This is a genomic window from Sphingobacterium chuzhouense, from assembly GCF_014692525.1.
GTDB classification, from domain to species: Bacteria; Bacteroidota; Bacteroidia; order Sphingobacteriales; family Sphingobacteriaceae; genus Sphingobacterium; species Sphingobacterium chuzhouense.
Window position 1 is genome coordinate 52370 of sequence record NZ_JACNYL010000006.1, and the last position, 26897, is coordinate 79266.

The following is a 26897-nucleotide window of genomic DNA, read 5'->3' on the forward strand; positions in this document are numbered from 1 at the left end:
GTCATTGAAGTTAAAAATTCACGTTTAAACCGACTGATATTGTTTTGTTTAACGGATAGCTATATCCATAATCGCCTAGGCCGCCTCTAGATACATCTGGATTAGAATAGAATTCCGGGTCCATATACCTTAGTTTAGTGAATGTTAACAGGTTATAAGCGTTCACATAGAGCCTCACCTTTTTAAGGTTGACTTTGGTCAGCCAGTCCGAAGGAAGGGAATATCCTAATTCTATCGATTTCAATCGGATATAAGCCGCATTTTGAATATTAAATTCAGAATTATAATTCGGATTCGTGCCCGTAAAAGCATAATCTCCCTCTATCCATTCTGTAGCCGGATCGTAAGGACTGGCTTCTGGGTTTGTGGGGCGCCACCGGTTTAGAAATTCGGTCAATGCATTGGTATCCGACCACAAGGGTTGGTATAAAAACTCCCGCGCCGCAAAATACCGTTTTCCCGCCCCTTGCCACAACATATTGAGGTCAATTCCTTTCCAGCTGGCAGACAATGTGATACCATAGTTTATCAAAGGTACCATACCGTTAACAGCTAGCGGATGTACGTCCAGGTCACTAATTTGTCCGTCACCATTCCAATCGAGGTATTGATAGTCACCCAATGTCGAACCTCGACTGATATAGGTTGTATTGTAATATAGGTCGTCCCAATCCGTAATGATACCATTGCCCGCATACCCCCACCAAATGTTATTGTAACGTTGGTTATTATTCTGACGCCAGTTTAGGTAAGAGTTGCCCGCTCTAGCTCGTTCAAAATGCAGTGTTTTTACGCGTGTGTAAGAAATGTTTCCTGCAATCCTGTAAGAAAGGTCCTTCCATTTATCTGCATGATATAATTCAAGTTCGATACCTTTTGTCAAGTCGCTGTTGAGATTTTCCTGAGGTTGGGCGGCACCAACAATACCGGGAAGCGACTGGCTACGGGTAGCTAAGAGGCCGTGTCGTTTGCGTTGGAAAAGCTCTAATGTACCGCCGAATTTACCCGTCCAGGCATCAAAGTCAAGCCCCAAGTTGAACATATCTGATTTATACCAGGTGATCGCTCTATTCGCAATACCCTTATCGCTGGAGCTGTTGATGAAATTTCCGTCGAATACATATCCGGAAGGTAAGCTGACACTGCTTCCGCCGGTGGCAGGATAGTAATATCCTGTTAAGAAGTTGTAATCATTTGTCGCGGCATCATCCAACATTCTCCCATAGGATGCCCTTACCTTGAATAGATTGATGAAATTTAAAGAAGAATTTTTTATAAAATCTTCTTCCGATATCACCCAGCCCGCCATGATGGCAGGCGTGCCTGCCCAGCCCGACTGTCCCGAAAACCGTGAAGACGATTCATACCGATAAGTAAACTCCGAGAGATATTTGCTCTTATAGTTATAAGCTAAACGACCAACGTACGCATGATAAGCATAATCGTATAACGAACCGCTGCTTACACTTTGATTTATTTGCATTTTATCCGTTATTCCCGCAAATATCTGGTCCAGTGGTAACGCCAACTGCCTACTGCCGTAGAAGTTGTCGCCTTCACGATGGGTATTTTCAAAGAGCGCCATGGACGAGATGAAATGATCTTCAAATTGTTTTTCATAGCCTATTTGCACATTCCATAGGTTAGCATCTTTTCCATAAAAATACCTTGCCACCCGGTTAGGTGCATCACTTTGGGCGTTCCATGTCCTTGGGTTTCCTCCAGAGTCATAGAGCTGGTAAGCTTTACTGAATTCCTTATTTTCATTTAAGGTATAGTCGTAGCTATATAATCCTTTTACATATAACCCATCTAGGAATGGAGCATCGTACCGTAAAGAGAAATTGGATTGGAACCATTTGCTTCGGTATTCGTTTTTACCTACCAGATCACCATCCATCATAGCCGCCGGATTTTGTAATCCCCCATTTGACGGTTGCCAATATTTTGTCTGTTCGTCATCATAGAATACCCGGTCCATAGGTTGCATGAGCCACATGCCGCGGATAATATCCGACGAACTATAAGGTGTTGATTGGCGATCATCCAACGTGCCGGCAAGATTCATGTCAAACACCAGATTGTCCGTTATTTTAGCCGAAATATTCGATCGCAAATTGAATATTTCGTAATTAATAGCGTTGGTGCGTAAAAAGCTTTCCTGTTTTTGCAGCCCTAAGCTGGAATAAAACGATATTCTATCGCTTCCCCCCGATGCATTAAGGGTATGCATCTGCTGTGGGGCGCTATTTCTGAATATAGCGGACACCCAATCCGTACTTTTCAATTCGCCACTTCTATATTGTTCTATTTGTTCATCCGTATACGGGCGGGTAGGGTTATCCACATTATGGGAGCTTCGTTCGTTATAGAGTGTCATCCAATCTACGGCATCTACCAGTTTTGGAAAATTTGATGGCCGTTGCCAGAGCATGCTGCCGGAATAACTAAGATCGATTTCCCCTTGCGCTCCTTTTTTGGTCGTAATGAGTATAACACCATTTGCCGAGTTTACACCATATATCGCAGCTGAGGCGTCTTTCAATACCGAAATGCTCTCTATGTCTTCCGGATTGAGACGTGCCATGTTATTACGGGGTACACCGTCAATAACAATCAGTGGGGAGCCCAGCCCGCGTATGTCCATCGAATTATTGAACTGGCCCGGCTCAGCCGAATTCTGTACGACACGCAAACCAGGAATTTTACCTGTCAACATATTGGGAAGACTCTCATTTTTGGTCGTGACGATCTCTTCGCCTTTAATAGCAGATACCGCTCCTGTCATCGTTTTCTGGGCTTGCTGGCCATATCCCACCACCACAACCTCTTCGACCATCTGGTTATCATTCTCCATGCTAATCCGGATATCGTCCGTAGTCGTAATAAGGTGTTCTACGGGTTTGTAACCTATATATTGAAAGGTAAGCGTGCTCCCTAGGGCAACGGTAATGGTGAACCTTCCCTTGTCATCACTCGTCGTCGTATTTTTAGTGTTCTTTTCACTAACGGTGACTCCTTTGAGCGGCCCGAGTTTGTCTTGTACTACACCGCTTATGGCGACTGGATTTTGGCCCTGTCCAAATGATGCTGTAACTATCAGAAACAGCGTCCATGTTAAAACTGTTATTCTGTACATTTATTTATAGGTTTTATTGGAAATGAATAATAAAGATCCGTTGATGGGAGTATTCGTTTTGCTCATATCTTTTCATGGTTTATAGTATGGTATTTTTAAATTCTCTATCCGCCATCGCAAAATATGGGGATAAGTTCACATATCGATATCATTTTATCTATATGTTCATACAAATATAATTTGTACATATTTAATATCAAAATAAAAAACTCGTTATTTTTTATTTTTTTTGATAACGGATGAACAGCTTTTTACAATAGAAGTAATTAATAATCAGCGTTTATATTCGTTTCCATATGAAAAACACGTTAGCATGTAATATTTTTGCTCTTCATATAAAACGAATCTCTAACCCATTATATTCTTCTTATGTACCAACAAATTAGTTATATGATTTATTGATCATGGTCAAGTTGATGGAGAGCAAAATTATAGGCACCAATGGCAATGGCTTGATTCGTGCCGAGGGAAGAAACGGTTATGGCAGTCTGTTTTCTTTCGTTATATCTGATATTCATTTCTACCGATTCGGCGTTCTTGAAAGAGATAAATCTATTTTCGGACGCGCTAGCGTAGAATTTCTGCTGGTCGCTAGCATCTGTTAAATCAAAGACCTGCGTCTCCAGGCGATTGAAGGAGTCTCCGGAAAAAGTATGCAAGGATGTCCGCAGCTCCTCCATGAGCGCGGGCATAATGAATTTTTGAGCCCCCATCAGTCCACCTCCCAATACCACTAACCCATCCACAATGGCTATCATATGGGCTATACTGTCAGCCGCCACCTCACCGAGCAGTTCAAAGCTTCGGATAGCCGCTTGTTGATACCCCTCCTTTTTGCCTTCTGCAATTTCAAAAATATCCTGAGGGGTAAGGTCAGCAGCATGTACACCAGCGAGGTTGCCATACTCCCGTATAATCCCTCTTATACTTACGTTTTCTTCGGCCAGCATTGTTGGATATCGCTTGTTCCGGAAAGTCCAGATATCACCACCACAGCCATTATCTCCGTCGAGTAAGATGTTGTTGATCACCACGCCTGACCCAAAGCCCGTTCCAAAGGTCAATCCAATTAAGTTTCGGTATTTTCGGCCACTATTTTTGTTTTCCAAAAGTTGATTGATCGCCGGCAGCGCACCAGCCAACGCTTCTCCATAGGCAAATAAATTGCCGTCGTTATTTATAAATACCGGCAATTTAAAATATTGTTGTAAGTAGGAGCCTAATGGTACACCGCCACGAAAAGCAGGAAAATTGGGTAAATCACCTATAATTCCGTTTTTGTAGTCGGCAGGACCGGGAAAGGCGAAACTTATCGCCACTGGAGGTTGCGAGCCGCTCGTTTGGAGCAGAGCAATCGAACGGCTGAAACCTTCGATTAATATTTTTAGACATTTACCCAGATCATTTGGAGAGGCCGGCAGGGTAAATGAGGGAATAATTTCTTTATTGCCTTGTATAGCCGAAAACGCAAAATTAGAACCTCCGGCATCTAGTGTGAGTACAGTTCTGTTGTCAAATTGGTACATTATTGGATGTTTTTAGGTGCAAACTTAAAGGAAATCGCCAGAAGATAAAGCACAAGTATCAATAATAAGCTGAAGCCGAATGTAATGTCCGTTTTTTGGGTGACGAAGCCTATGATAGGCGGAATGATAGCACCTCCAGCTACACCCATGATCATTAAAGACGATATCTCATTTTGTTTATCCTGTTTCAGTTGCAACGCAAAGGTAAACAGAATCGAAAAGACGTTGGCACAACAAAATCCAATAATGACAATACCCAAGTAAATCATTGAATTTGTTTGGGTGAACAGGAGTAGCAACACACCCAATATAGCTACCAGCATATTGATTTTCAGAAATCTAGCCGGAGCAATGCGTAACAACAGAAAAGAGCCCAGAAAAGAGCCCGCTATGCGTGATCCGAAATACAGGCTGGAGCTTAACCCCGCTTTATCTGTTTCCATGCCTAATTTTTCGATAAGCAATTGGGGCGTAAATGTGTTCATGGACACATCGATACCTACCAGGACAAGGATACCCAAAAAAAGCAGCAGGGTATTCCTGTCGTTCAACAGCCTGATAATGTCTCCGAAACCGGATGTTTCCCGGTGACGTATTTTTTCTTCAATAGGTGTAAAATAGAGGTAGATTCCTGTGCCGGCTGATATGAAAGCATACGTTAGCAAGGCCAACTTCCAATCACCGTAATACGAAGCGGCAAAACTGGCGAGGATGGGGCCTAAAAAAGAAGCGATGGCTTTTGTGAATTGGCCGAAGGTCAACATGCCCGCCAGCTTGTCGTCACTTACGATGTTGCTTGCCAGTGGATTAATAGCCACCTGCAATATGGTATTGCTGATGCCCAGTAAAATAAAAGCAAAGAGCATGCTGGGGAATGTATAATAAATCGACGGTATGGTTAATGCGACGATACTTATACCTATGGAAAGGACGACCGTGTTTTTCTGTCCGTATCTATTCATCAGCAGGCCTGCCGGGATAGAAAATACAGCAAACCATAAAAACACCATCATAGGTAGTGCCGACGCGGCAAATGTACCTAGGTTAAAATCGTCCCGGACAAAATTTGTAGATACGCCTACGATATCGACCATGCCCATTACAAAAAAGCTGAGTAGAATAGGGATAAATACGTTGATACGATTTGTTTTGGTGCTCATGTTATCCAGATTTTATGCTTTGAAACGAACGTACGCTTTTATGGTCATGCATTCCTTTCCTTCGGACGCTCCATATGGCCGTATGCTATACTGTCCCAAATGAGCCGGAATGATAAAGGTCTCGGCGTAATGTACAATAAAGGGCTCGAAACTTGCATCTATACTTTCTACGATAGCTTCCTCCCCTTCGACCAAGTTAAGTACATTTACACTGTCGCCAGTATAATGGACAACCTTTTTGTTAAATCGGTGCCTTCTGGTTTCTATAAACTCATGATCATGTAGGCCTGTCCGCTCTTCCGACCAGCCGTCGCCACTGTCTACCGCTTCTATGGTATTCACCAGATATTTCATGGTATAGTCGTAATCCCTTTCCCAGTCTATTACTTCCAGACCACGTTCCACATTGATAGGACGAGGTTTGCCATTGAGCCCTAGTCTTCCCCAGTCCCACATTTTGAAGGTAAAGTGGTTGGGTGTGGAGCTTATTTCCAGCACCAGGGTCTCCGGTCCGGAGCAATGCACCGTTCCGGCGGGGATCAAAAAATGATCATGTTTTCTCACCGGTATTTTATTGGCATATTTTTCCGCGTCAAACGGCATGATACTTTTCTGCGCATCGCGTAAGTCTTGTGCCATCTGTGTTTTGTCCACTTCGTTCTTCAAGCCCAGATATACCATCGCGTCTTCTTTGGCATCCAGCACATAATAGCTTTCATCTTGGGTATATTTCATTCCAAAATGCTGGCGTATGTAGTGGGTAGTAGGGTGTACCTGAAAACTGAGGTACCCACCGCCTACCGTATCTAAGAAATCAAACCGGATAGGAAAATCTTTTCCAAAGCGGGATTCTACAGGCCCTCCTAACAATGCCTTCGCACGGAGCAGCACCACATTTATCGATGGGAGTTCAAATGTGGTTCCTTCAATAGAAAACAAAAGGCTGTTTTCCTCTGGTACACAGTCGAAGCACCAGCCATAATTGGCGACCTCTCTGTCCAGGTCACAAACCTCTTTCATCCATTGTCCACCCCATGGCGCTGGCGCAAAAAATGGCACTACGCGAAAAGGGCGGTTTACCGTTTCATCAATCCCCCGCATAAATGTTGCCTTATCGATGAGTTTAGGTGTATCTTCTATATGGGTGTCTATCCAGAATGCGATACGGTCAAATAGAGATTCTTTATGTGTGTCGCAGATCAACCAGTCGTTGAAATAACATCTTTTGTGCTGGCTCTCAAAAGTATCTTTGCTGTTATCTATACCGATGCTATGTACGCTTCCTTTTCGCATGCGGAGTTGATGTTCCCAGCGGGCCAGATCGGCATAGACCAACGTCGCAGAAGCAGGCGCTATCAGCGAGGCACCTATACCTAACACGATAGCATTGCCGTCGTGCTGTTCCAACCGTTCTTTAGCAGCAGTCAACGCTTCCGGATCAAAATAGTCAACCAGCTTAAGAGGCGTAACATAGCCAAACAAAATGTCTTCCGTAACGTACCGGGCTGTCATATTTCGGATTTCCTCTTCTGATTTTAATAAATCTCGGGTGAGGATAACTTTATCGGGATGAAGGACTTCTAAAGCTTCCGCTATTTCGGACTCGTATACGCCTACATACATGTCAATAGCGAGTATACCATTACTTTCTATAAGTGGACGGAAAATAGAGCGAATATTATCCCATCCAATGTGTATCTGACCGGATATAATGGTAGCGGGATACTTGTCATAATTTGAGCGTTTTTTTTGAGCAGTCATTTGTCTTATTTAATGTATGAACAAATTAAGTATGTGCAAATATATAATTTATTTCTATTTGTCAAACTGTTTTTGAATAAATATTGTTTTATTTCATATTTTTACCTAAAATTTGGCTATTTTGATATATTAGGCATACATGAAAAGCAATTCATTAGACAAAAAAGAACTAGATCCGCTTCATATTCAAGCAGAAACATATATAAGGCAACTGATCGAAAAAGAAGAGTACAAAGCCGGTAAACTACTTCCCACTGAAGTTGAGCTCGCTAAAATGTTGAACATTTCAAGGAATACATTGAGACAAGCTATCAATAAGTTGGTATATGAAGGATTACTGTTGCGTAAAAGAGGGCATGGAACGAGAGTCGTACGCAAGGGAATTGTAGGTGGTATAAAAAATTGGTTGAGCTTCTCCCAAGAAATGAAGATGTTGGGTATAGAGGTTAAAAATTTTGAATTGCATATTCGTTATACCGATGCCCCAACAGAAATTTCCAATTTCTTTATGCTGGAGGAGAAAGAAAACACCAAATGCTTGCTGATGGAGCGCGTACGTGGCAATACCAGTTATCCTTTTGTCTACTTCATTTCTTATTTCAATCCGGATATACCCTTGTCGTCTGACGAAAACTTCCGACGTCCTTTGTATGAGATTCTCGAGAAAGATTTCGGCGTCATCGTAAAGACATCCAAAGAAGAAGTGTATGCGCGGTTAGCGGGAGACTTGGTTGCTCAAAAACTCGAAATCAAGGCAACCGATCCGATATTGGTCAGAAAGAGATTTGTTTATGACGATAAAGGTAGGCCTATTGAATACAATATAGGTTATTACCGTGCAGATAGTTTTACGTATACTATAGAAGCTGAAAGATAGCTTCTATAGTATACGCAGGCATTACTTATTCGTTGCAAAAGGTTCCAGTTTTTTCCTTAGCGTTTGCCGAATCTGGTGATAGGTGGTTTTATCATATACATTATTAATCTCCAAAGGATCTTTTTTAAGATCATATAATTCCCAGTGGTCAAATTCTGTTTGCTTCGTCTTTGGGTCTACATTTTTCCAATGGATTAGTTTATAGCGATCGGTCCGTATGCCATAATGCGGACGCACGCCACCCACAGCTGGATAGTCATAGTATGCATAATATAACGCATCCCTCCATTTGAGGTTGCTATCTTTTCTGAGGATGGGCATCAGTGATCGGCCGTCCATGTCATCTGGGATTTTTATCCCGGCGGCATCTAATATAGTAGGAGCAAAATCGATATTTTGCACAAGTTTGTCCGTACGCTGTCCACCTTCAATATGACCGGGATAAGCTATAATTAAGGGCGTTCTGAAGCTTTCTTCATACATGAATCTTTTATCGTAGAGGCCATGTTCTCCCATGAAAAACCCTTGATCCGATGTGTAGACAATAATCGTGTTGTCTTCAAGGTCATTTTCTTTCAGATAATCCAGCACACGACCTACCTCTTCATCTACGGATTTAACCGTCTTGCAATAATCCCGGATATAGCGTTGGTACTTCCAGCTGATTAACGCCTTACCCTCCGGTCTGTTCTGTAGGAAATCGTGGTGGATGGAGCGGTAGGCTTCGTCCCATACTCTACGTTGTTCAGGATCCAGTCTATCCATGGCAAGCGCCCAGCTATCTCTGATATAGTCTAGCGTAGGTTCATTTTTTAACGCTTCGACCTTTAGATCGAAAGCATAACCCAGGTGTTGTGCAATACTAAGTTCGTGTACGTCCATCTGCCCTCCGCGGGTCGCGTAATCATCAAATAGCGTTGGGGGCTCCGGGAAAGTCACATCCTCATAAGCATATAAATTTTTAAGATCAGGCATCCAGTTTCTATGTGGAGCCTTATGTAAAATGACCAGGCAAAACGGTTCTTCCTCGTCTTTTTCTTTTTCCAGCCAAGTAAGGGCATGGTCGGTAACCAGTGTGGTGGCGTACCCTTTTTCCTGTATGTATTTTCCCTCTGTAGTCGGGTTTCGGAAGGCCGGATTATAATAATCTCCCTGGTCGTCGAAAAGATCATAATAAGTAAAACCTTTCGGTTCTGCGGCTAAGTGCCATTTTCCAAATACCGCTGTGGTATAGCCCGCATTTTGCAGATATTCGGAATAGAACGTTTTGCCCGTATCCAAACCATATCCAAAAAGCATCTGACCATGATTTTTGCTATACATACCCGTCAGCAAGGTAGCCCTGCTGGGCGTACAAATTGAGTTCTCTACAAAAGCTTGGTCGAATACGACGCCGTTTTCCGCTATTCGGTCTATATTCGGTGTTGGCGCCAATTTAGAAATAGGGTGTCCATACGCACTGATCGTTTGAAAGGAATGATCATCAGACATGATCCAGACGATATTGGGCTTTTTATTCCCCTCTTTTTTTACCTGCGCATTCGTATGGTTCAAACATGCCAGCATGGTGCATAGCATAAGAGGTAAGCTATATTTTCTCATGTTGTTTTATCGTTTAGGATTGTTTTTGCTATTAAATTTTAATTCACCGCCCTTAACGAGATCGTGGAATTTGATTTCGAATCCGTTGACTTTCTTCCCGTTAAAGTGCGTATCATGTATGTATCTTGCGTCCTCGCTTTCTCTTTTTGTGAGGATATACAATCTTTCACCAGGATAATATGCCGGATTTAGCTGTATGCGGATCTTCTCAAAAAGCGGCGTGCTGAATTGAAAAGTGGGCGTTTCCGCCGTTAATCCTTTGACATCAAAGAGTCCCATAGCAGCCATCACATACCAAGCCCCTAATTGTCCCTGATCCTCATCCTGTCCAAAACCATAACCATGTATATCCGATACACCATAGAATTTATCACATATGGCCCTTACCCATTTTTGGGTCAGATCAGGTCTTCCTGCAAAATTGAAAAGCCAGGAAACATGGAGGTTGGGTTGATTCCCATGGTTATAAACAGCCTGCAAACCAGAAAAAGCATCCAGGGTTTTACCGCCACCGAAGTAATCCGCTTCCGATAAGAGCATAATACTGTCCAGCCGGTTAACAAAGTCTTTTCTACCCATTTTACGGACTAAATCTTCGATATGATGAGGTACATAGAACGTATATTGTATGGCATTTCCTTCCTGAAATCCGCGCCAGGGCTCCTGTGGATTGAAATGCTCGATAAAATTACCCAGACTGTCTTTCGGGCGGATCAAGTCTAACTTATCGTCATACAGCAGACGCCAGCCATGCGACAGTTTTTGTAATTTTTTATAATCCTCCCGCTTTCCCAACGCCTTTGCAAAATTAGCTACCGCATAGGCGCTGAATGCGTATTCCAAGGTATGCGAAGCGGCGAAACCTGAACCTGCCGCTGTGGTCTGCATGTGCAGTTCATCCGCATAAGGCGAGTATCCTCTGTTCACAAATTGCGATACATCGAGCTTCCCCGCTCCGGCAATCCGGTTGTGACCGTCCAATTCATTTTTACGTGCGGCATCGTAAGCGAGTTGTACATCGAAATTCCGGATACCTACATTATAGGCTGCAGCGATTGCCAGACTGGTGAAATTCGTCCCTACACCGGAGACGTACCGGCTAGCCGCTATACCATCGCCTAGCCATCCAGCATCTTTATACACCAAGAGCTGGCTTTTTATCCAATCGTCATAATATTCGGGATAGACTAAGGACCATAACTGTGTGAGATTCCAGAATGCCCCCCAAATGGCATCGGTATTATAATGTTGATGAACAGGGACGTTGTGGATATCGGTAGGTATATACCCTATACTGCCATCATTTTTAGGGTATGCTCCATTGCAATCACTAGCCAGACCCCGGCCCAACAACGCGTGGTACAAACCGGTGTAAAATTTTATTTTATCGTCCTGTTTGCCTCCTTCCACTTGTATCCTGCCCAGCATATTATTCCACTCCTGCGAAGCGCGTATTTTGGCTTGTTCGAAAGAGAGCTCGTCCGCTTCCTGCTTTAGATTTTGGCGTGCATTCTCTATCGATGTATAGGATAACCCCACTTTTATAAGTATCTTTTCTTGATCTTCTGTATCAAAACTTAGATAAATTCCGGCACCTACCCCCTTTTCTTTTCGTTTACCTTCGGTTTTTGTCTTTCCCTTAAACGTTCCCCACGACGTTGGTTTTTTGTCAACCACCGCCGAGAAATACATTTTGACATCAGCTCCCTTTTGATAAATATCCACATATACTGGATTCGTAATCACATAACCCTCGATGCGGTATCCGCCGTCATATTCGACGTAGGCATCCAATACGGGACCACTTTCTCCCTGTCTATTTCCGATATCAAAGAGCACATGCGATTGATTGGAGCGGGGGAAAGTATAGCGATGGAAAGCCACCCGTTTCGTTGCCGTGAGTTCTGCGGTTACCTGATGCTTTTTTAGATAAACGGCGTAATAGCCCGGTGCAGAAAACTCATCCTTTTTATCAAAGGTAGAGCGATATCCGTCTTCCGGGGTCTCCAGTTTCCCAGGGTAAGTCAGCAGTCTGCCCGTTGCGGGTGCGAAAACAACCCCGCCGATTTGAAATTCATGGAAATTTGGGAAACCCTCGATGGATGTATGATGTGGATCATATCCCACCGCTTGCCAGCCACCGGTATTTCCATAATGCCCGTTTGTCGAAGGGCCTGCCTTGGCCATACCAAAAGGTACCGAAGCGGGAGCATAATGAAACCATCTGGAATGCGCCGTTCCTATATCCGTTTTTACATAGGTGGTTAAGCTATCTGCAGTTTGATGCTGGAAAGCTGCACTCGGTAAGCAAATCGATAAAAACAGTATGTAGAGTAATATCTTTTTCATTTCGTGACATTATTTAGGGTGACCAATATATTCTGAACAGCATATGGTTTTAACCATAGATCTTCCTCATCGAGTTTGCTGATGATCTGTCCTTTGTTATCGCAATTATATTTATGGTAGTGTTTAAAGTTTTTCCAATCTATCTGGAAACGGGATGTCGCATCATCTTGGTTAAACAGCCGCAGGAAGAGATTTCCATCGATCATCTTCATGGTCGAAAGTGCCACTTGTTTTGTCCCTACAATTTCAAAAGGAGTAGCAATCGGCATTTTATTGGATGTGCATATCGTCGTCAGTTTTTGAACGGCCTCTGTTCCTTTTCGCTTATGGGCTGCCAAGTTATCCGGGCTAGATGGAGAAATGCTATAATGAAAGGAAGTTATGCCCGGCTGTGAGGCTTTATAGTTGGTTGTCCATGAATTATTCATTACCCAAGAATATATATGGCTGTTACCGAGTGAAGCGCTAAGCTGCCAATCGGTACGCGAACGGCTTTGCGTACGCCAACCCTCCGCACTCATGTTACCGAGCTCTATAAAAGGAGCTTCCGTCGTGGTCAGCACGATCGCTCTATCGCTATTCATTACCGAAAGTTGATTTTGTACAGCATAATAATTTTTGTTTACACCACGTAGTTGCTGCCGCTCGGGGAATATAGAACACCAGGCTTGATCCAGATTGATTTCGGGATTGGTCACATTAAAATCAAAATGGAACCGCAGGTTCTCAAAACCATCGGTTTCACTCTTATCGATCGTATTCGCTATATCTAGTCGGTCTATACCCCGTATCAAGGTTAATTCCTTATATAACTTTTCGCATCCCGGAGCGTCCGATTCTATACGAATCACCGCGAATACAGGTCCATTTTCAATGATGCGGACCATGGTATTCGTAACCTCATCTGAAAGTTCCTCCAATCCTCTTTTGGAATGTACAAATCCATTTAAACCCTCCGCTCCAGCATAATTATGCGGATCCTTGTCAAATGTCAGTAATGTAATCACACCTTGCTCGTCCAGCCCAATCTTTACCCGGTCGCTTGCCATCTCATCATCCTGAGTCTGCAAGGTCAACGGGTAATTCCGTTTATGGTTGACCAAACGGTATACCCGGGAAGCCAAAGGCGGGATATCTTTCGCGAGAAAACACCAATTCCCGTTCTGCTGTTGCTGTAGTGGGAAAATATTGCCCTGTTCGTCCTGAATGGACAAGCTGTGCAGATCCCGATGGGAAACAAAAGATACCAAATCCGTTCGAACCCAGGAGTTGCTATTGAGTACTTGTATATAGTCGCCCTCTTCTTGGCGGATTTTGTCCATCAGTTCCGCTTCCAACGTTCGGGAGATGCTGTCTGCTGCCAGCGCATAACCTTTTTTCTCTTCCCATAAATCTTTGGTAAACGCGCTATTTTTATCGTGGAAGCTGTTGGACGCTCCCCACGTATGTTCCGAAAATAAGTTAACATACTTCCACCCTGCTTTAAATCGTTCCATTGGAAAATCTGTTGGGGATAAGATAGTCCACTGTACTTCAAGTTGGTTGAGTTTTTCAGCCGTTCTCCTATTGATACCCAGTTCCCGGGCACTTGACGCCGCACCATCTTCCCAAACCGGAGAGAGGTCGCCAGTATAGGAAGGCAGTACATTTCCATAGCGTCCTTCCAATGCTTCGAATGCTTCCTGGGTAGTAGAGATGGAAAATTTAGGGTAAGCGTAGGTCTCGTTCCATTTCTTAATCACGTCCGCCATTTCGCGATCCGGTGGCCCGTTATCACCGTGTATGGTATAGCGCATATACGAAATAGAATAGGGATACGCTTCATTTTCCATATTCTGGAGGATTTCCCATATCGGATCGAGGCCACATACCGATAGCCGGTCGTATATCCAGCTGTGAAAGAGCGAATATCCGGTACCTGTCGCCCAGTACAGGACTTTATCTTCTCCAGAGGCCGAAGTCCAATAAAACGGTTTATTTCCCCATATCCTATGGAAATGTGCCAGTCGGCTGCCGCCTCCGGGATAACTTGGCGTATAGTTGGGTGCCGACGAAAAATAGTTGATTTTATTCTGTGCCAACGCGGATGTCATACCCCATACAGCGCCAGGCACATCACTGAACAGCACACTTTGGAATTCCATGCCCAATTCTTTCTCCAACGTCTGGGCATCATCAAAATAATGCATAAGCTCCTCTTGCCGGCTTATTCCACTCAACATACTGCCCAAAGATGCGTCCACGCCAATACGGCCATTCCGAATAGCCTGTTTCAATCTGGCCGCTTTAGGTGTGTCTTCATACTGCTGCAAGTAAGCGTGTAGATACCAGGTCGCTTCCGTGTTCCACTTGAATTGGGCATGTGGCGGATAGTGTTCCGTCCGATCAATCAAATCAAGTGCTAACTCCAGGTTGTCCCACTGGCGCCGTAAAACCTCGGCCTGTCGGTGCGTATAGCCGATGTCTTGGTGTGAATGCGCTAAGAAATGTATTTCCCATTTACGTGCCCCGGGTATATTCAATTGCTTTTCTATCTTTCCTTGGAGGCTTTCAAAGACCAACTGTAGCTGCTCTTCATTTTCCATGAGCCCCGCTGTTAGCGTTCCACGGAATTCGTAAAGACCTCTTTCGCTTGTAGGAATGTGCAGGATCTTCTGTTGTCCTCTGCACTGAAGACGCAGTTTTCCACCTGTGTATAGCGGCTGGTCGAAGGTTAGACGAAATTCACGGGCGGGACCATCCTGTGTTTTTCGGTACCCCTGGGCAGCTATGAACTGCAGGCCGTCCAGTTTCGGCAGCTGGCCGATCGGCAGCTTTTTTCGTGTATAGAACCTGACTTTGCCTAATCCATAATAATTGATGTTCTGTGCTCTTCGCTTGGCATCCTGTAGAATGCCGGCATTATGAGGAACGTGATAATGATTCCCCGAGTCGGCGTCGATTGTTATCCATAAACCTTTTATTTCCAATCCGCGTAAAGCAATGGAAAGATCCATGTCCTGTTCGAAAGAACCTCCCGATTCCGGAAAATAGAAATGGTCTTTCTCGCCATTACGGAGAGGTTTCCAGTGTTTGTCATCTTGCGTATAGTGAATATATACTTTATTCAGTCCTCTTTTGGTATGGTCATTTTGATTATAGTTCCATATCCCCATTTGTTCCAAGGTATACGGTTTATCAAATTCGAATAGAATCCAGCCTTTACCCTTCGGCACCTGTTGGTTGCCTTGTACATTGTGTTCCGCTACCTTAGAGAGCCACATGTCTCTGCCCTGCGCATTCTTGACCAGTCTTCCTTGTACAAAGCTTTTGTCTGTAAGTAGGTTCTCTGCGGCGAAATGTTCAAACTCGCTGCTGGCAGAAACTTGTACGTGCGACGCCGGAAGCTCTTGCCATATCGAGGTTTCCTGGGCAGACAACAAGGTCCATTGGAGGCCGATCTGTAATATAATGAATAAGAAAAATCGGATCATACAGATTGCTTTACTGTTCTACTCCCCAGTTTTTATTGGGCGTCGGACCCATTTCCAGCACTAGACTGCCTCCGTTAAGCAATTCCTTCGCGGAGAACTTAAAGCTTTGAAGCGGTTTACCATTTAAGGTCGCCTGTTGCACATAAACATTTTTGCGCGAAGCATTTTTTGCGCTGATGATGAATTTATCCCCGCGGTCATATCTGTTGCCTAAGTTGATTTCTATTTCTTCAAACATCGGGCTACCTATTTCATAGACCGGCTCGACGCTACAGCCTCCATCCGTTTGGAACAGTCCTAAAGCAGCCATAATAAACCAGGCGCTCATCTGTCCTTGATCTTCATCACCAAGGTAGGCGTTGGCCTGGCCACTGCCGTAATAGCGGTCTATAATAGAGCGGGACCATTTTTGGGTGAGCCACGGTTTGTCTACCCAGTTGAAGAGAAACGCAAAATGCATGGATTGCTGATTGCCCTGTACGACGGGAAAATCCCAGTACTGGTCGTTTGGTGCATTGTATCGCCAATGCTCACTGGCATTGAAGCCCCACTCCAAGCGCTCTAAAAATCGGTCCTTACCGATATAGTCCGCTAATCCTTTTACATCCTGCGGAACAAAATACGTCAGCTGCCACGCGTTTCCTTCCACATAATGGTGGTTTTTACCGGAATGAAATGGGTCAAAAGGCGATTCAAACTTCCCTTCGCTATCTCTTAACCGAGCATAACCCGTTTCCTTATCAATCGCATTTTTCCACCAGCTGCCTCGATTATTATAGATCTGATATTCCTTCTCCTTGCCAAGCGATTTTGCAAATTGGCCCACGGTCCAGTCATCATAAGCATATTCCAGGGTATTCGAAAACCGTCCTTTATCGGAAGGGACATACGAATATTGCAGATAAGGTAACAGGTCCCGGTTTCCGGCAAACCCTCCAGCCACCGGCTGTGCGGGGGTCGTTTGCATTTTGTTGACCGCTTCGAAGGCCTTTTCGGTATCAAAATCGCGGATGCCCATCTGGTAAGCACCTACGATCAATGGTATTTCATGCTCGGCGACCATGACCGGTATGTATTTCATCCCTGCCGGACCTTTTGCCAGCCAACCGTTGGCATCATACATCGCTAATTGTGAATTGACCCATCGGGAAGACCATTCGGGTACGACGAGGTTCCAGAACTGATTTAGGTTCCAGAATGTATTCCAGAACGCATCACAACCCAAGACACGATGTTCGGGATTTTTTAGTCTTTGCTTAACGCCATCAGCGCTCATCCATTCTCCATTGACATCGTTCCAGGTATTTCTACTACAGATAGACCGATACATATTGTTATAGAACCTTATTTTCTCGTTTCTATCGTTCGTCTGAATTTTTATACGATCGAAATAGCTATTCCATACGGCTATCTGGTTATTTTCTACCGCTTCGAAACTCCACCCAAAAGGATCTGTGATTTCTGTTTTTAGATTTTCTGAAGCATTGGCTATGCTCACCAAGGAAATACCCGTGCGTACTTGTACGACAGGTTGATCTGATGTCTCAAATTCCACGAACATACCGGCATCTTTTAGGTTTTTTCCCTTAATGTTAGCGGCTCCAGATTTCACTTCTTCATTGATCCATCCGCCTACATTTTTTATCGGGCGGTCAAACTCGATGACGAAGTTAACAACATAATCCTGATCGGCATCATTACTCCACACATGCGGACGGGGAGATATCTGATGGCTTCGACCTTCAATGCGGTAGTCGCTTACTTTGTTTATTTCTACATCTACTAACTGATAATCGTATTCCGCATGGATATGCATGTCGATCATCACCCTACCATCTTTATCCTGCGGGAATGTATAACGAGAGAAACTTGCCCTGGTTGTCGCTGTCATCTCTGCCTTAATATCATAATCGGTCAATAATACCTCATATCGGCCTATCGGCGCACGTTCGGTAGACTTATCCACCGCCGACCGGTAGCCTGAATTATTATCTCTTTCATCGCCTATTTTTGTTTTTAGCGTTCCATTGACCGGCATAAGACCGAGACCTCCCATGGTCCATTCGTGGATATGGCTAAATGTTCCGACAGATTCAAAGGTGGGTTGGTAGCCTGCCTGCCAGCCCATGTTTTGGTTGTCAGGGCTTATTTTCACCATGCTGAAAGGCATCCATGGACCAGGAGCAATCATCCATCGCGAATGGGCAGTGCCGATCTTTGTATCAACATATCCGGCTAACGTTTGCTGTTTTTGTTTATTCCGCAAAACGACACCTTCCTGTTCGACTTTACCATCGACCACTACCTTATATTTACTTTTTTTACCTTTGGATACAGCCGGCATTAACGCTTCATAAATATAGCGTCCCGTGTCTAGCTGTGCGGCAAATATTTGCTTTCCATCCAATAGCACCTTTAGCTCAGGTCTTTCTTTTAAATGTTCAACATCTACTAATAACGGTTGATATTGCTGACCTTGGTTCGTTGTTTGATAATCGGCGGCTGATACCTGCCGAATAAAAACTTTGTCGTGGCTAAGCAATTGTGTTCTTTGCGGACCTTCCAGTTTTATATGGTCGAATATAATCCATGAACCTTCCAGCACACTGACCGTTACCATATTGCCTCCTTCATTTAAATCATCGCTCATTAACCCCAGTTCGAGAATAGATTCATTTGCTTGGGATGTATTCCCAAGTAGTGATTCTGCCGAGCCATTCTTACCTAATCTGAATGTCTTGCTTTTATGATTGACGGTTACTTTTACTAATGTCTGGGCTTGATGGTTATCAACAAGATCCAAAACCAGTGTCCATTTTTCGTTTTGTGGCACTTTTCCCAACCCAAAAAGGATATTGACATCATGTGTCCGCCAGCCAGATGTAGGTCCGGTACCACCCCAAGAATCTGCCGGCCCAGGTAAGATATAAGGGAAATCTTGATTCAGCAGAGAACGTCCAATAAGAAAATAACGATCTTCATATCCAAAATCTTTTTCCAGAAAACGTTTATATTCATTGGGCGCAAGCGCAAATTCTTTTGCACTGTTGTTGTTTTCACCAAGCTGCCAAATAATGTTTTCCGCTTGACTGCCAGAAATAAAAGCCCAGTTGATTAAGAAAAAAAAGAAAAGGGGTTTATAATACATAGCTGTTACTGATTTTAATGTATGAACATTTAAAGTATGTTCAAATGTATATGGAATATTTTAATAATGCAAATATCTAAAGGAGAAAATCGATTAAAATATGCATCATAAAAATTTGGTTCCATTCGTATTATTCAAATAAAGAATCGTACTTTTGTCCACGAAAAATGTGGACTGATTTGCGTGCTGCATATTGACTAATATGCCAGAAGGAGATTGCAACCACAGTAAAAAAAAGTGCTAAAACCAGAATTTGGGTCGTTTTTCCACTTCTACTTAGACAACTCCTTTCGTACGTGCAATCACAAAAGAATATGTAGTAATGGCTTATTTATTTACATCCGAATCGGTGTCGGAGGGACACCCTGACAAAGTAGCGGATCAGATTTCCGATGCGTTGATTGACAATTTTTTGGCGTGGGATGAAGATGCCCGAGTGGCTATTGAGACCTTAGTAACGACCGGACAGGTTGTTTTGGCCGGCGAAGTGAAATCCAACATCTATTTAGATGTACAGAAAATCACCCGTTCGGTTATTGAGAAAATAGGGTACACCAAGTCCGAATATATGTTTGAGGCAAACTCTTGTGGTGTGCTGTCGGCTATTCACGAACAGTCTGCGGAGATCAATCAAGGCGTCGATCGCCAAACAAAACAGGAACAGGGCGCCGGCGACCAAGGTATCATGTTTGGCTACGCGAGCAACGAAACCGAAAACTATATGCCGCTGGCTTTAGACCTCGCCCATCGGTTATTATACGAGCTAGCCGCCTTACGTCGGGAAAACGACGAGATCACCTATTTACGTCCGGACGCGAAGTCGCAGGTCACTTTGGAATACAGCGACGACCATAAACCGCAACGCATCGACACGATCGTCATTTCGACACAGCATGACGAGTTCGCTACCGAAGCAGCAATGCGGGAGAAAATTACCGACGATGTTAAAAACATCCTGATCCCCCGTGTAAAGGCACAACTGACACCAGCGTTGCAGGCCCTATTTACCGACAACATCAAGTTTCACATTAATCCTACGGGAAAATTTGTGATCGGCGGGCCGCATGGCGACACCGGCTTGACCGGACGTAAGATTATCGTGGATACGTACGGAGGAAAAGGAGCACATGGTGGTGGTGCATTCTCCGGAAAAGATCCCTCTAAAGTAGACCGCTCTGCAGCATACGCTACCCGTCATATTGCTAAAAACCTCGTAGCAGCAGGTGTTGCGGACGAGATACTGGTGCAGATATCCTATGCTATCGGTGTAAAAGACCCTATGGGAATCTATGTAAATACGTACGGCACAAGCAACGTCGACTTTAACGATAGCAAAATTGCTCAAAAAATTGGTGAAATATTCGACATGACACCTTACGGCATCGAAACCCGCTTAGGACTTCGCAAACCGATATATTCAGAAACAGCGGCTTACGGACATATGGGAAGAACGCCACAAACCATAACCAAAACATTCGAAAGCTCCAACGGTGAGAAGAAAACCATGGAAGTGGAATTGTTTACCTGGGAGAAATTGGACTATGTGGATGCTATTAAGGAGGCGTTTGGGATTAAGTCCTAAAATCTGAGTACAAGAAGATATATTAAGGTTACTTTACAACATCGTAGAGTAACCTTTTTTATTTCGATCATATTTCTAGTACCGACTAGCGCCTCCTAGGCGCAATAAATCGCTTTCTGTACAAAATTGAACCATTTCTGAACAAATAACTACCCTTGCGCACTGGTTCATTCTCTAATTTTGTGCTATGCTAATCGTTTCAGCATGACCATAACTAAGCTATAAATCGCACTTATTTAAATACCGAAATATATAAAAATGTAAACACATAAACCAACATACTCTTAATACGCCTCCACAACAATAGGGGCATGAAATGTAAACGTTTAACCAAAAATAAATATATGATAAAAGTAATTCACACCAAGCTTTCGGGCTTATGGATTGTTGCTATCCTTTTGCTTTCGATAACGCATGGCTATGCGCAACAACAACCTATTATATCGGGAAACGTAAAGGATCAAGACGGCATGTCCTTGACAGGTGTCACCGTACGCGTAAAGGGACAAAATACGCAGGTAATGACCGATGAAGAGGGAAACTATAGCCTCCAAGCCCCGATGTCGTCTATTTTAGTATTCTCTTACGTGGGCTATAGTGATCAAGAAGCCACGGTAAGCTCCTCCGCCGCGATCAATATCACGATGATCGCCGACGACGTCCTAGAGGAGGTTGTCGTTGTAGGTTATGGTACCCAGCGGAAAAAAGATTTGACCGGGGGGCTTTCTGTCGTTGGCAAAGAACAGCTAGAAATGGTTTCTACTCCCAATTTGATGGACCGTCTTATAGGACAAGTAGCTGGATTCACCATTACGACTTCAAACGCAGCCCCGGGGCAGGATCAGGCACTTCTTATCCGCGGTGAAAATTCATTATCTGCCAACAATAGCCCTTTAATTGTATTGGATGGAATCCCCTATAGTGGTTCATTAAATGATCTTGACCCCAATATAATCGACAATATGTCCGTGCTAAAAGATGCTTCCGCAGTGGCTATCTATGGATCACGAGGTTCGAATGGCGTCATACTTATCCAGACCAAAAGAGGACAAGTGGGCAGGCCTCAGGTTAGTTACAAAGGCCAACTTGGCATGGCGGAACCCATGCAATACATCGAAGTGATGGGGCCAAATGAATATATCCGCCTGCAACAAGACATCGGGCGTTTGAAAGAAGGCCTTTCCGGAGATCAACTTGACCCTATTGCCGGCAGCATCATCAGCGTTACCGAACGCGAAAATTATGCCAATGGCATTACACATAACTGGCAAGATTACATCTTCCGAAGAGCATTGACCACGGATCATCAAGCAAGTATCTCTGGAGGAACGGAGAGTACTAAATATCTGGCCGCTATTTCGTCGTTGGGGCAAGAAGGTGTGGTTTATAACTCTAAGTTATCCCGTACGGTGATCTCCGCAAATATCGACCAAGTATTCAATAACTGGCTGACCACCGGCATAGGGACACAATTTTCCCAGCGAGAAGACGGCGGTATAACACCTAACATCGAACACGCGATAAAACAGAGCCCCTATGGAAAATACAAAGACGAATCAGGATACTATGTTAATGAACCGATGGAATATTCGCTCATAACAAATCCAATGCGCAATGTCAATGCTGAACAAGACAGGACAAACCGAAATTTCTTTCTCAATGCCTATGCAAATGTATTGTTGCCGGTAACCGGATTATCCTTCCGTTCGAATTACGGATATAATTACCGCAGCAATTTTACAGGTACTTATTATGGCCGAGATACCTTCGACGGAAGAGAACAAAATGGGCTTGTCGGCGGAAAAGCAAGCATCAGCAATGGACATTACACGGAGTACACCTGGGAAAACATTCTCCGTTATGAACGCGAGATCGGCAGGCATCGTCTTGATGCGACCGGACTGTTTAGTATGCAGGAAACTAAAAGCATCAGTTCCTCGCAAAGTGCAGAAGGCTTTGTAACCGATGATACCGGATATTATATGATGGATGCTGCTGAACGGAAACAGACGATAAATTCTGGGCTGACCGAAACCGCTATGTTATCCTACATGTTCCGTTTTAATTATGCTTATAACGATAAATATCTGGCGACCATAACTGGTCGATCGGATGGGGCATCCGTCTTTGGGGAAAACAATAAATACGCTTTTTTTCCATCGGTTGCACTCGCTTGGCAAATAGGGGAGGAAAACTTTGTGAAGGACCGTATCGAATGGATTAATATGCTAAAACTACGGGCATCCTACGGAGCAAACGGCAATCAAGCCATTACGGCTTATAGGACATTAGATAGGCTCTATTCGAGCGTAAAGTATATATGGGGAGATGACGGGGTGGCCGTCAATACGGCATACCTACCGGGCGATGGCGTGGGTAATCCCAACCTAAAATGGGAAACAACATATACGGCTAACGCGGCTTTGGATTTTTCCCTATTTAATAACCGATTTAGTGGAAGTATTGATATGTATCTTTCGAATACCCATGATCTGTTGATGATGCGCACAGTACCTATCATGAACGGTTATAACCGGATTTGGGACAATATTGGACAGGTACGTAACAAGGGCGTGGAGGTCGCCCTGAACGCCGTAAATATCGATAAAAGAAATTTTCGTTGGACCTCCAATCTCAACTTTTCCTTAAACCGTGATAAAATAATTGACCTTCGCGGTGACAAGATCGATGACATTGACAACAAATGGTTTATCGGCGAACCCTTGCGGGTTTTCTATGACTACAATATGGTCGGTATATGGAAAGATGGAGATGTGTTTACCTATACAGATGCGGATGGCAATGAACAGGATATTCAGCGAGGCGCCATCCCTGGATCCGCTAAACTGGAGGATATAGATGGCAATGGGTACATCGACGAGGATGACCGAAAAATTATCGGATCCAAACGACCGAGTTTCACCGCGTCCATAGGCAATAAATTGACCTATAAAAACTTTTACTTCTCGTGTTTAGTGAACGGTGTATTTGGCGTTTGGAGTGATGACCATTTGGCCAATATGGCTTCCTGGACATTTGGAATCACGAATTATGTACACGGTGCAAATTATTGGACGCCGGAAAACCAGGATGCAGACATCGTTTCTCCCGGTTATGTAAACAACTACCAACATGGCTACTACAAAAAGGTATCGTACGTACAAGTTAAAAATATTACGCTTGGCCATCGATTTGGATACGAAACCGCCAAGAAAGTAGGACTCAGCGCAATTGATGTAAACGTGAGTGTCAATAATTTACATACATTTTCCAATACACGACAGGTTCTCAATTATGACAACGGTTGGATGGCCTCCTATCCCATGGCTCGTTCTTACATGCTAGGATTAAATTTAACTTTCTAAATCAAAGACCATATGAATATGAACAATATTATAAGATCAGGATTTGCGGTCATCATGATGATGACCATTAGCGGGTGTGAAAAGTTTTTGGAGGAGGATTTAAAATCAGAATTGTCTCCTACCAATACACTAACAAGCACATATGGGTTTGAGGTAGGCGTTGCCGGGCTGTATGCACTAACTCGTGCAGAATACAATACCTATGGCGAAGGCGGTGCATTTATCCACAATGGTGCTTGTCCTTATGAAGCTTTGCAAGCGGCTACAGACATTGTAGATGCGATGAACAGCGATGGTTCTCTCCTTCCCTTTGCCAACTTAACATTGACTTCTGCGGAACAGTTTGTTAAAACGTATTGGAACTGGGCATATAGCCTTATCTCGTCTGCCAATGAAATCTTGGTGTTTTCCGAAAAAAACACGAACTGGGATAATCCAACAGACAAGGAACGCTTTCAGGCAGAGGCTCGATTTTTCCGTGCCTATGCCTACCGTACGTTAATCTACCTGTATGGCGATGTACCTTATGTGGAGACGATATTATATGATTTTCAGCTTAACTTTACGCGGACTCCAAAAGCCGAGGTGTTGGCGCATATTGTAGACGACCTTAAATTTGCTACCGAATATCTTCCTGCTAATCCAGATCAAGTTTTAGAAGGAAAACTGACCAAATGGGCTGCCTTTCATTTATTGAGCGAAATGTACCTGTTGCAGAAAGAATATACATTGGCGGAAAGCGCTGCATTGGAAGTAATCAATAGCGGACATTACGATTTGATGAAAACGCGTTTCGGAGTAAATAAAGACAAGGCAGGCGACGTATTCAGTGATATGTTCCTGGAAAATAATCAAAACAGAAAAAGCGGCAATAGAGAAAGTATCTTTGTTTTACAGTTTCAATTTAACACTATTGGTGGCGGTACAAATTCCGACGACTGGACCCGCAGGGCATGGAACCCAAAATATCAAGATATTTCAGGCTTTGTCTTGGCTGACACATTAGGTGGACGCGGTTTGGCGCAGATCGTGCCAATGAAATGGTGGATAGGCACAGGGGGCACCAACGCTACTGGAAATTTTCCTGGTATTTTTGGTACGACGGATATCCGCAACTCGAACTACAACATCAAGCGCAACTGGTATTACAACAACCCGGGTGACGCCGCCCTATTGGGTAAAAAAGCGAACATTACAGATCAAACGTGGGCATCTACAAAATCCCTATTTCCCGCATTGACCAAATTTTTCTACGGACGCTCGGAAAACCTGAGTCTAACAGGTAGCTATAAGGATCGCATGAAATTCCGTTTAGCCGAAACCTATTTGCTGTTAGCAGAAGCATATATCGGACAAGGCGATGCTTTTAAAGCAAAAGCCGCCGAGGCTATAAACGAAGTTCGCCAGCGAGCAGGTGCATCCATCATTACGGCAAGTGATATAACTATGGATTTTCTGCTCGACGAGCGTATCCGGGAATTGGTTGGTGAAGAAAGTCGACGTTTCACGTTAATCCGTACCGACAAATATGTGGATCGCGTCAAAACTTATAACGACGCTATCAAGAATAAAGTACAGGCTTATCATGCCTTGTGGCCTATTCCACAGGGTATAATAGATGCCAATCGCGATGCCGAGTTTCCGCAAAACGATGGATATGGCAAATAATATGTTCCATGATAACTGCCAACAATAAATTTTCAACAAAAAGAACAGCGCATGAAAAGAATAAATAACCTATATAAAATAGGATTACTGTCTTTCTTAACATTATGGCTACATGCATGTAGCTATGAAATTCAAGATATTGACAAGGTGGAAGAGCATCTGGAATTGCAAGCCTCCTCCATGGACATTACATTGGATGCAGACCATTTAACAGACGACATTATTACGTTCACATGGAAACCCGCAAGACCGGTATTGAACGATCATATTATCTTGTATACCTCAAAGCTGGATGTCGTTGGCAACAACTTTGGTTCGTCCACCGCGGTTATGAATTATGAAGACGACGGTATATTTAGTAGGAGTTTTACTTCCGAACAGATACAGAATTGGGCCAATCAAAAATGGAAGTTACCTGTTAATACACCTTTCACATTAGAATTTCGGATTGTAGCACAATGGGAAGGCGGCGCCACCTTCGAATCACCGGAGGTACGTACCGTACGCGTTAATGTGCAACCGATCAAAACTATTGTGTTCGATGCGGATAAAGTCTTTCTTGACGGAACGGCTGTCCCCGGCATCAGTAAGCTGGAGATGGGTACAACTGTGGAGAATGACGGCATATATGCACATCTCTTACAGTTAGAAGAAGGAGAACTGCAAATTCCTATAGAGTTTAATGGTGAGACAAACTATATCAGTCCTGCAGATGGCGACGGGACATTAAAAGATGGCGAGTCAATTGATGTTGTCGTCCGTGAAAATCCAGTTTCCTGGAAGATAGAAAATCCCGGAGAATACCGTATCGTAGTCAATATGCAAAAAGCAACGGCCACCATCTACTCTCCATCGAAAGCTCTGCAACCAGCGGTTGTGGAATGGATGCTCGACGGAAACCTACAGACAACCGTTGTTAATGATCTTTGGGAATATGGAGAACCTACGGGATGGTCTTGGCGAGGCGGTAATTGGACGCAGAGTACAGCAGATCCACAAGTATTTGTGTACGCCGGCCCAGCGATCAACGGCAGAACAAAGTTCGGCGTTGCGCCACACAACCAGTCTTACGTGTATACCGGCAACAACACCAGCACCGATACACCGGTGACCCACGGGACGACATATAATGTATTCAGCGGTTATAGCGCCAATGAACGGAATGCGTATTTCCGCCTTCCTTCCGGTACCAATTTTATTATTCTTGATATCCGGAACAAGACTATGGTCGCTAGTCAAAGATGAAA

The 26897-nt window shown here is 43.8% G+C and carries 13 protein-coding genes; 5 read left to right on the top strand and 8 right to left on the bottom strand.

The annotated features are described in order from the left end of the window. Positions 1–10: 10 nt before the first annotated feature. The 4 genes from H8B21_RS19245 to H8B21_RS19260 form a co-directional block, all read right to left on the bottom strand. A complete protein-coding gene (locus H8B21_RS19245) occupies positions 11–3139 on the bottom strand; it encodes a SusC/RagA family TonB-linked outer membrane protein (RefSeq protein ID WP_190315482.1) in 3129 nt (1042 codons plus the stop codon). A 395-nt stretch (positions 3140–3534) separates the two neighbouring features. Beyond that, positions 3535–4665, bottom strand: coding sequence for an ROK family protein (locus tag H8B21_RS19250; RefSeq protein WP_190315483.1), 1131 nt, complete (start codon positions 4663–4665; stop codon positions 3535–3537). Then, complete coding sequence (locus tag H8B21_RS19255) at positions 4665–5825, bottom strand: MFS transporter (RefSeq protein ID WP_190315484.1); 1161 nt, start codon at positions 5823–5825, stop codon at positions 4665–4667. Before H8B21_RS19255 ends, H8B21_RS19250 begins: the two co-directional genes overlap by 1 nt. A gap of 12 nt (positions 5826–5837) precedes the next feature. Continuing rightward, positions 5838–7586, bottom strand: a complete 1749-nt coding sequence (locus H8B21_RS19260; RefSeq protein WP_190315485.1) for a class I mannose-6-phosphate isomerase — start codon at positions 7584–7586, stop codon at positions 5838–5840. 139 nt (positions 7587–7725) lie between these two features. Here H8B21_RS19260 and H8B21_RS19265 point away from each other — a divergent pair, with 139 nt between their 5' ends. Beyond that, on the top strand, positions 7726–8463 hold the full coding sequence (locus H8B21_RS19265; RefSeq protein ID WP_190315486.1) for a GntR family transcriptional regulator: 738 nt from the start codon (positions 7726–7728) through the stop codon (positions 8461–8463). 21 nt (positions 8464–8484) lie between these two features. On the opposite strand, the gene H8B21_RS19270 is transcribed toward H8B21_RS19265, so the two are convergent. From H8B21_RS19270 to H8B21_RS19285, 4 genes are read right to left on the bottom strand one after another with little or no spacing between them, the layout of a single operon-like run. Continuing rightward, a complete protein-coding gene (locus H8B21_RS19270; RefSeq protein WP_190315487.1) occupies positions 8485–10065 on the bottom strand; it encodes a sulfatase family protein in 1581 nt (526 codons plus the stop codon). A gap of 6 nt (positions 10066–10071) precedes the next feature. Further along, positions 10072–12414, bottom strand: coding sequence for a GH92 family glycosyl hydrolase (locus H8B21_RS19275; RefSeq protein ID WP_190315488.1), 2343 nt, complete (start codon positions 12412–12414; stop codon positions 10072–10074). Further along, complete coding sequence (locus H8B21_RS19280) at positions 12411–15887, bottom strand: glycoside hydrolase family 38 N-terminal domain-containing protein (protein ID WP_190315489.1); 3477 nt, start codon at positions 15885–15887, stop codon at positions 12411–12413. Before H8B21_RS19280 ends, H8B21_RS19275 begins: the two co-directional genes overlap by 4 nt. Positions 15888–15897: 10 nt before the next feature. Next, entirely contained in the window at positions 15898–19035 is a 3138-nt protein-coding gene (locus H8B21_RS19285) for a GH92 family glycosyl hydrolase (protein WP_190315490.1), read from the bottom strand. A gap of 322 nt (positions 19036–19357) precedes the next feature. On the opposite strand from H8B21_RS19285, the gene metK reads away from it, so the two are divergent. The 4 genes from metK (at position 19358) to H8B21_RS19305 (ending at position 26895) form a co-directional block, all read left to right on the top strand. Then, the gene (gene metK, locus H8B21_RS19290; protein WP_190315491.1) at positions 19358–20617 is read left to right on the top strand and encodes a methionine adenosyltransferase; all 1260 of its coding nucleotides are present in this window, start codon (positions 19358–19360) and stop codon (positions 20615–20617) included. A gap of 344 nt (positions 20618–20961) precedes the next feature. Continuing rightward, positions 20962–23982 (top strand): SusC/RagA family TonB-linked outer membrane protein, encoded by a 3021-nt coding sequence (locus H8B21_RS19295; RefSeq protein ID WP_190315492.1) that lies wholly within the window; start codon positions 20962–20964, stop codon positions 23980–23982. A gap of 18 nt (positions 23983–24000) precedes the next feature. Continuing rightward, positions 24001–25650 carry a RagB/SusD family nutrient uptake outer membrane protein gene (locus H8B21_RS19300; protein WP_190315493.1) on the top strand — a complete coding sequence of 550 codons (1650 nt, stop codon included), beginning with the start codon at positions 24001–24003 and terminating at the stop codon, positions 25648–25650. Between the two features lie 51 nt (positions 25651–25701). Then, positions 25702–26895 carry a SusE domain-containing protein gene (locus H8B21_RS19305; RefSeq protein ID WP_190315494.1) on the top strand — a complete coding sequence of 398 codons (1194 nt, stop codon included), beginning with the start codon at positions 25702–25704 and terminating at the stop codon, positions 26893–26895. The last annotated feature ends 2 nt before the right edge of the window (positions 26896–26897 follow it).

Coding starts and splice junctions, on each gene's coding strand:
- H8B21_RS19270 (WP_190315487.1), bottom strand. CDS start 10,065: ATGAGAAAATATAGCTTACCTCTTATGCTATGCACCATGCTGGCATGT.
- H8B21_RS19295 (WP_190315492.1), top strand. CDS start 20,962: ATGATAAAAGTAATTCACACCAAGCTTTCGGGCTTATGGATTGTTGCT.
- H8B21_RS19300 (WP_190315493.1), top strand. CDS start 24,001: ATGAACAATATTATAAGATCAGGATTTGCGGTCATCATGATGATGACC.
- H8B21_RS19245 (WP_190315482.1), bottom strand. CDS start 3,139: ATGTACAGAATAACAGTTTTAACATGGACGCTGTTTCTGATAGTTACA.
- H8B21_RS19285 (WP_190315490.1), bottom strand. CDS start 19,035: ATGTATTATAAACCCCTTTTCTTTTTTTTCTTAATCAACTGGGCTTTT.
- H8B21_RS19305 (WP_190315494.1), top strand. CDS start 25,702: ATGAAAAGAATAAATAACCTATATAAAATAGGATTACTGTCTTTCTTA.
- H8B21_RS19250 (WP_190315483.1), bottom strand. CDS start 4,665: ATGTACCAATTTGACAACAGAACTGTACTCACACTAGATGCCGGAGGT.
- H8B21_RS19255 (WP_190315484.1), bottom strand. CDS start 5,825: ATGAGCACCAAAACAAATCGTATCAACGTATTTATCCCTATTCTACTC.
- H8B21_RS19260 (WP_190315485.1), bottom strand. CDS start 7,586: ATGACTGCTCAAAAAAAACGCTCAAATTATGACAAGTATCCCGCTACC.
- metK (WP_190315491.1), top strand. CDS start 19,358: ATGGCTTATTTATTTACATCCGAATCGGTGTCGGAGGGACACCCTGAC.
- H8B21_RS19275 (WP_190315488.1), bottom strand. CDS start 12,414: ATGAAAAAGATATTACTCTACATACTGTTTTTATCGATTTGCTTACCG.
- H8B21_RS19265 (WP_190315486.1), top strand. CDS start 7,726: ATGAAAAGCAATTCATTAGACAAAAAAGAACTAGATCCGCTTCATATT.
- H8B21_RS19280 (WP_190315489.1), bottom strand. CDS start 15,887: ATGATCCGATTTTTCTTATTCATTATATTACAGATCGGCCTCCAATGG.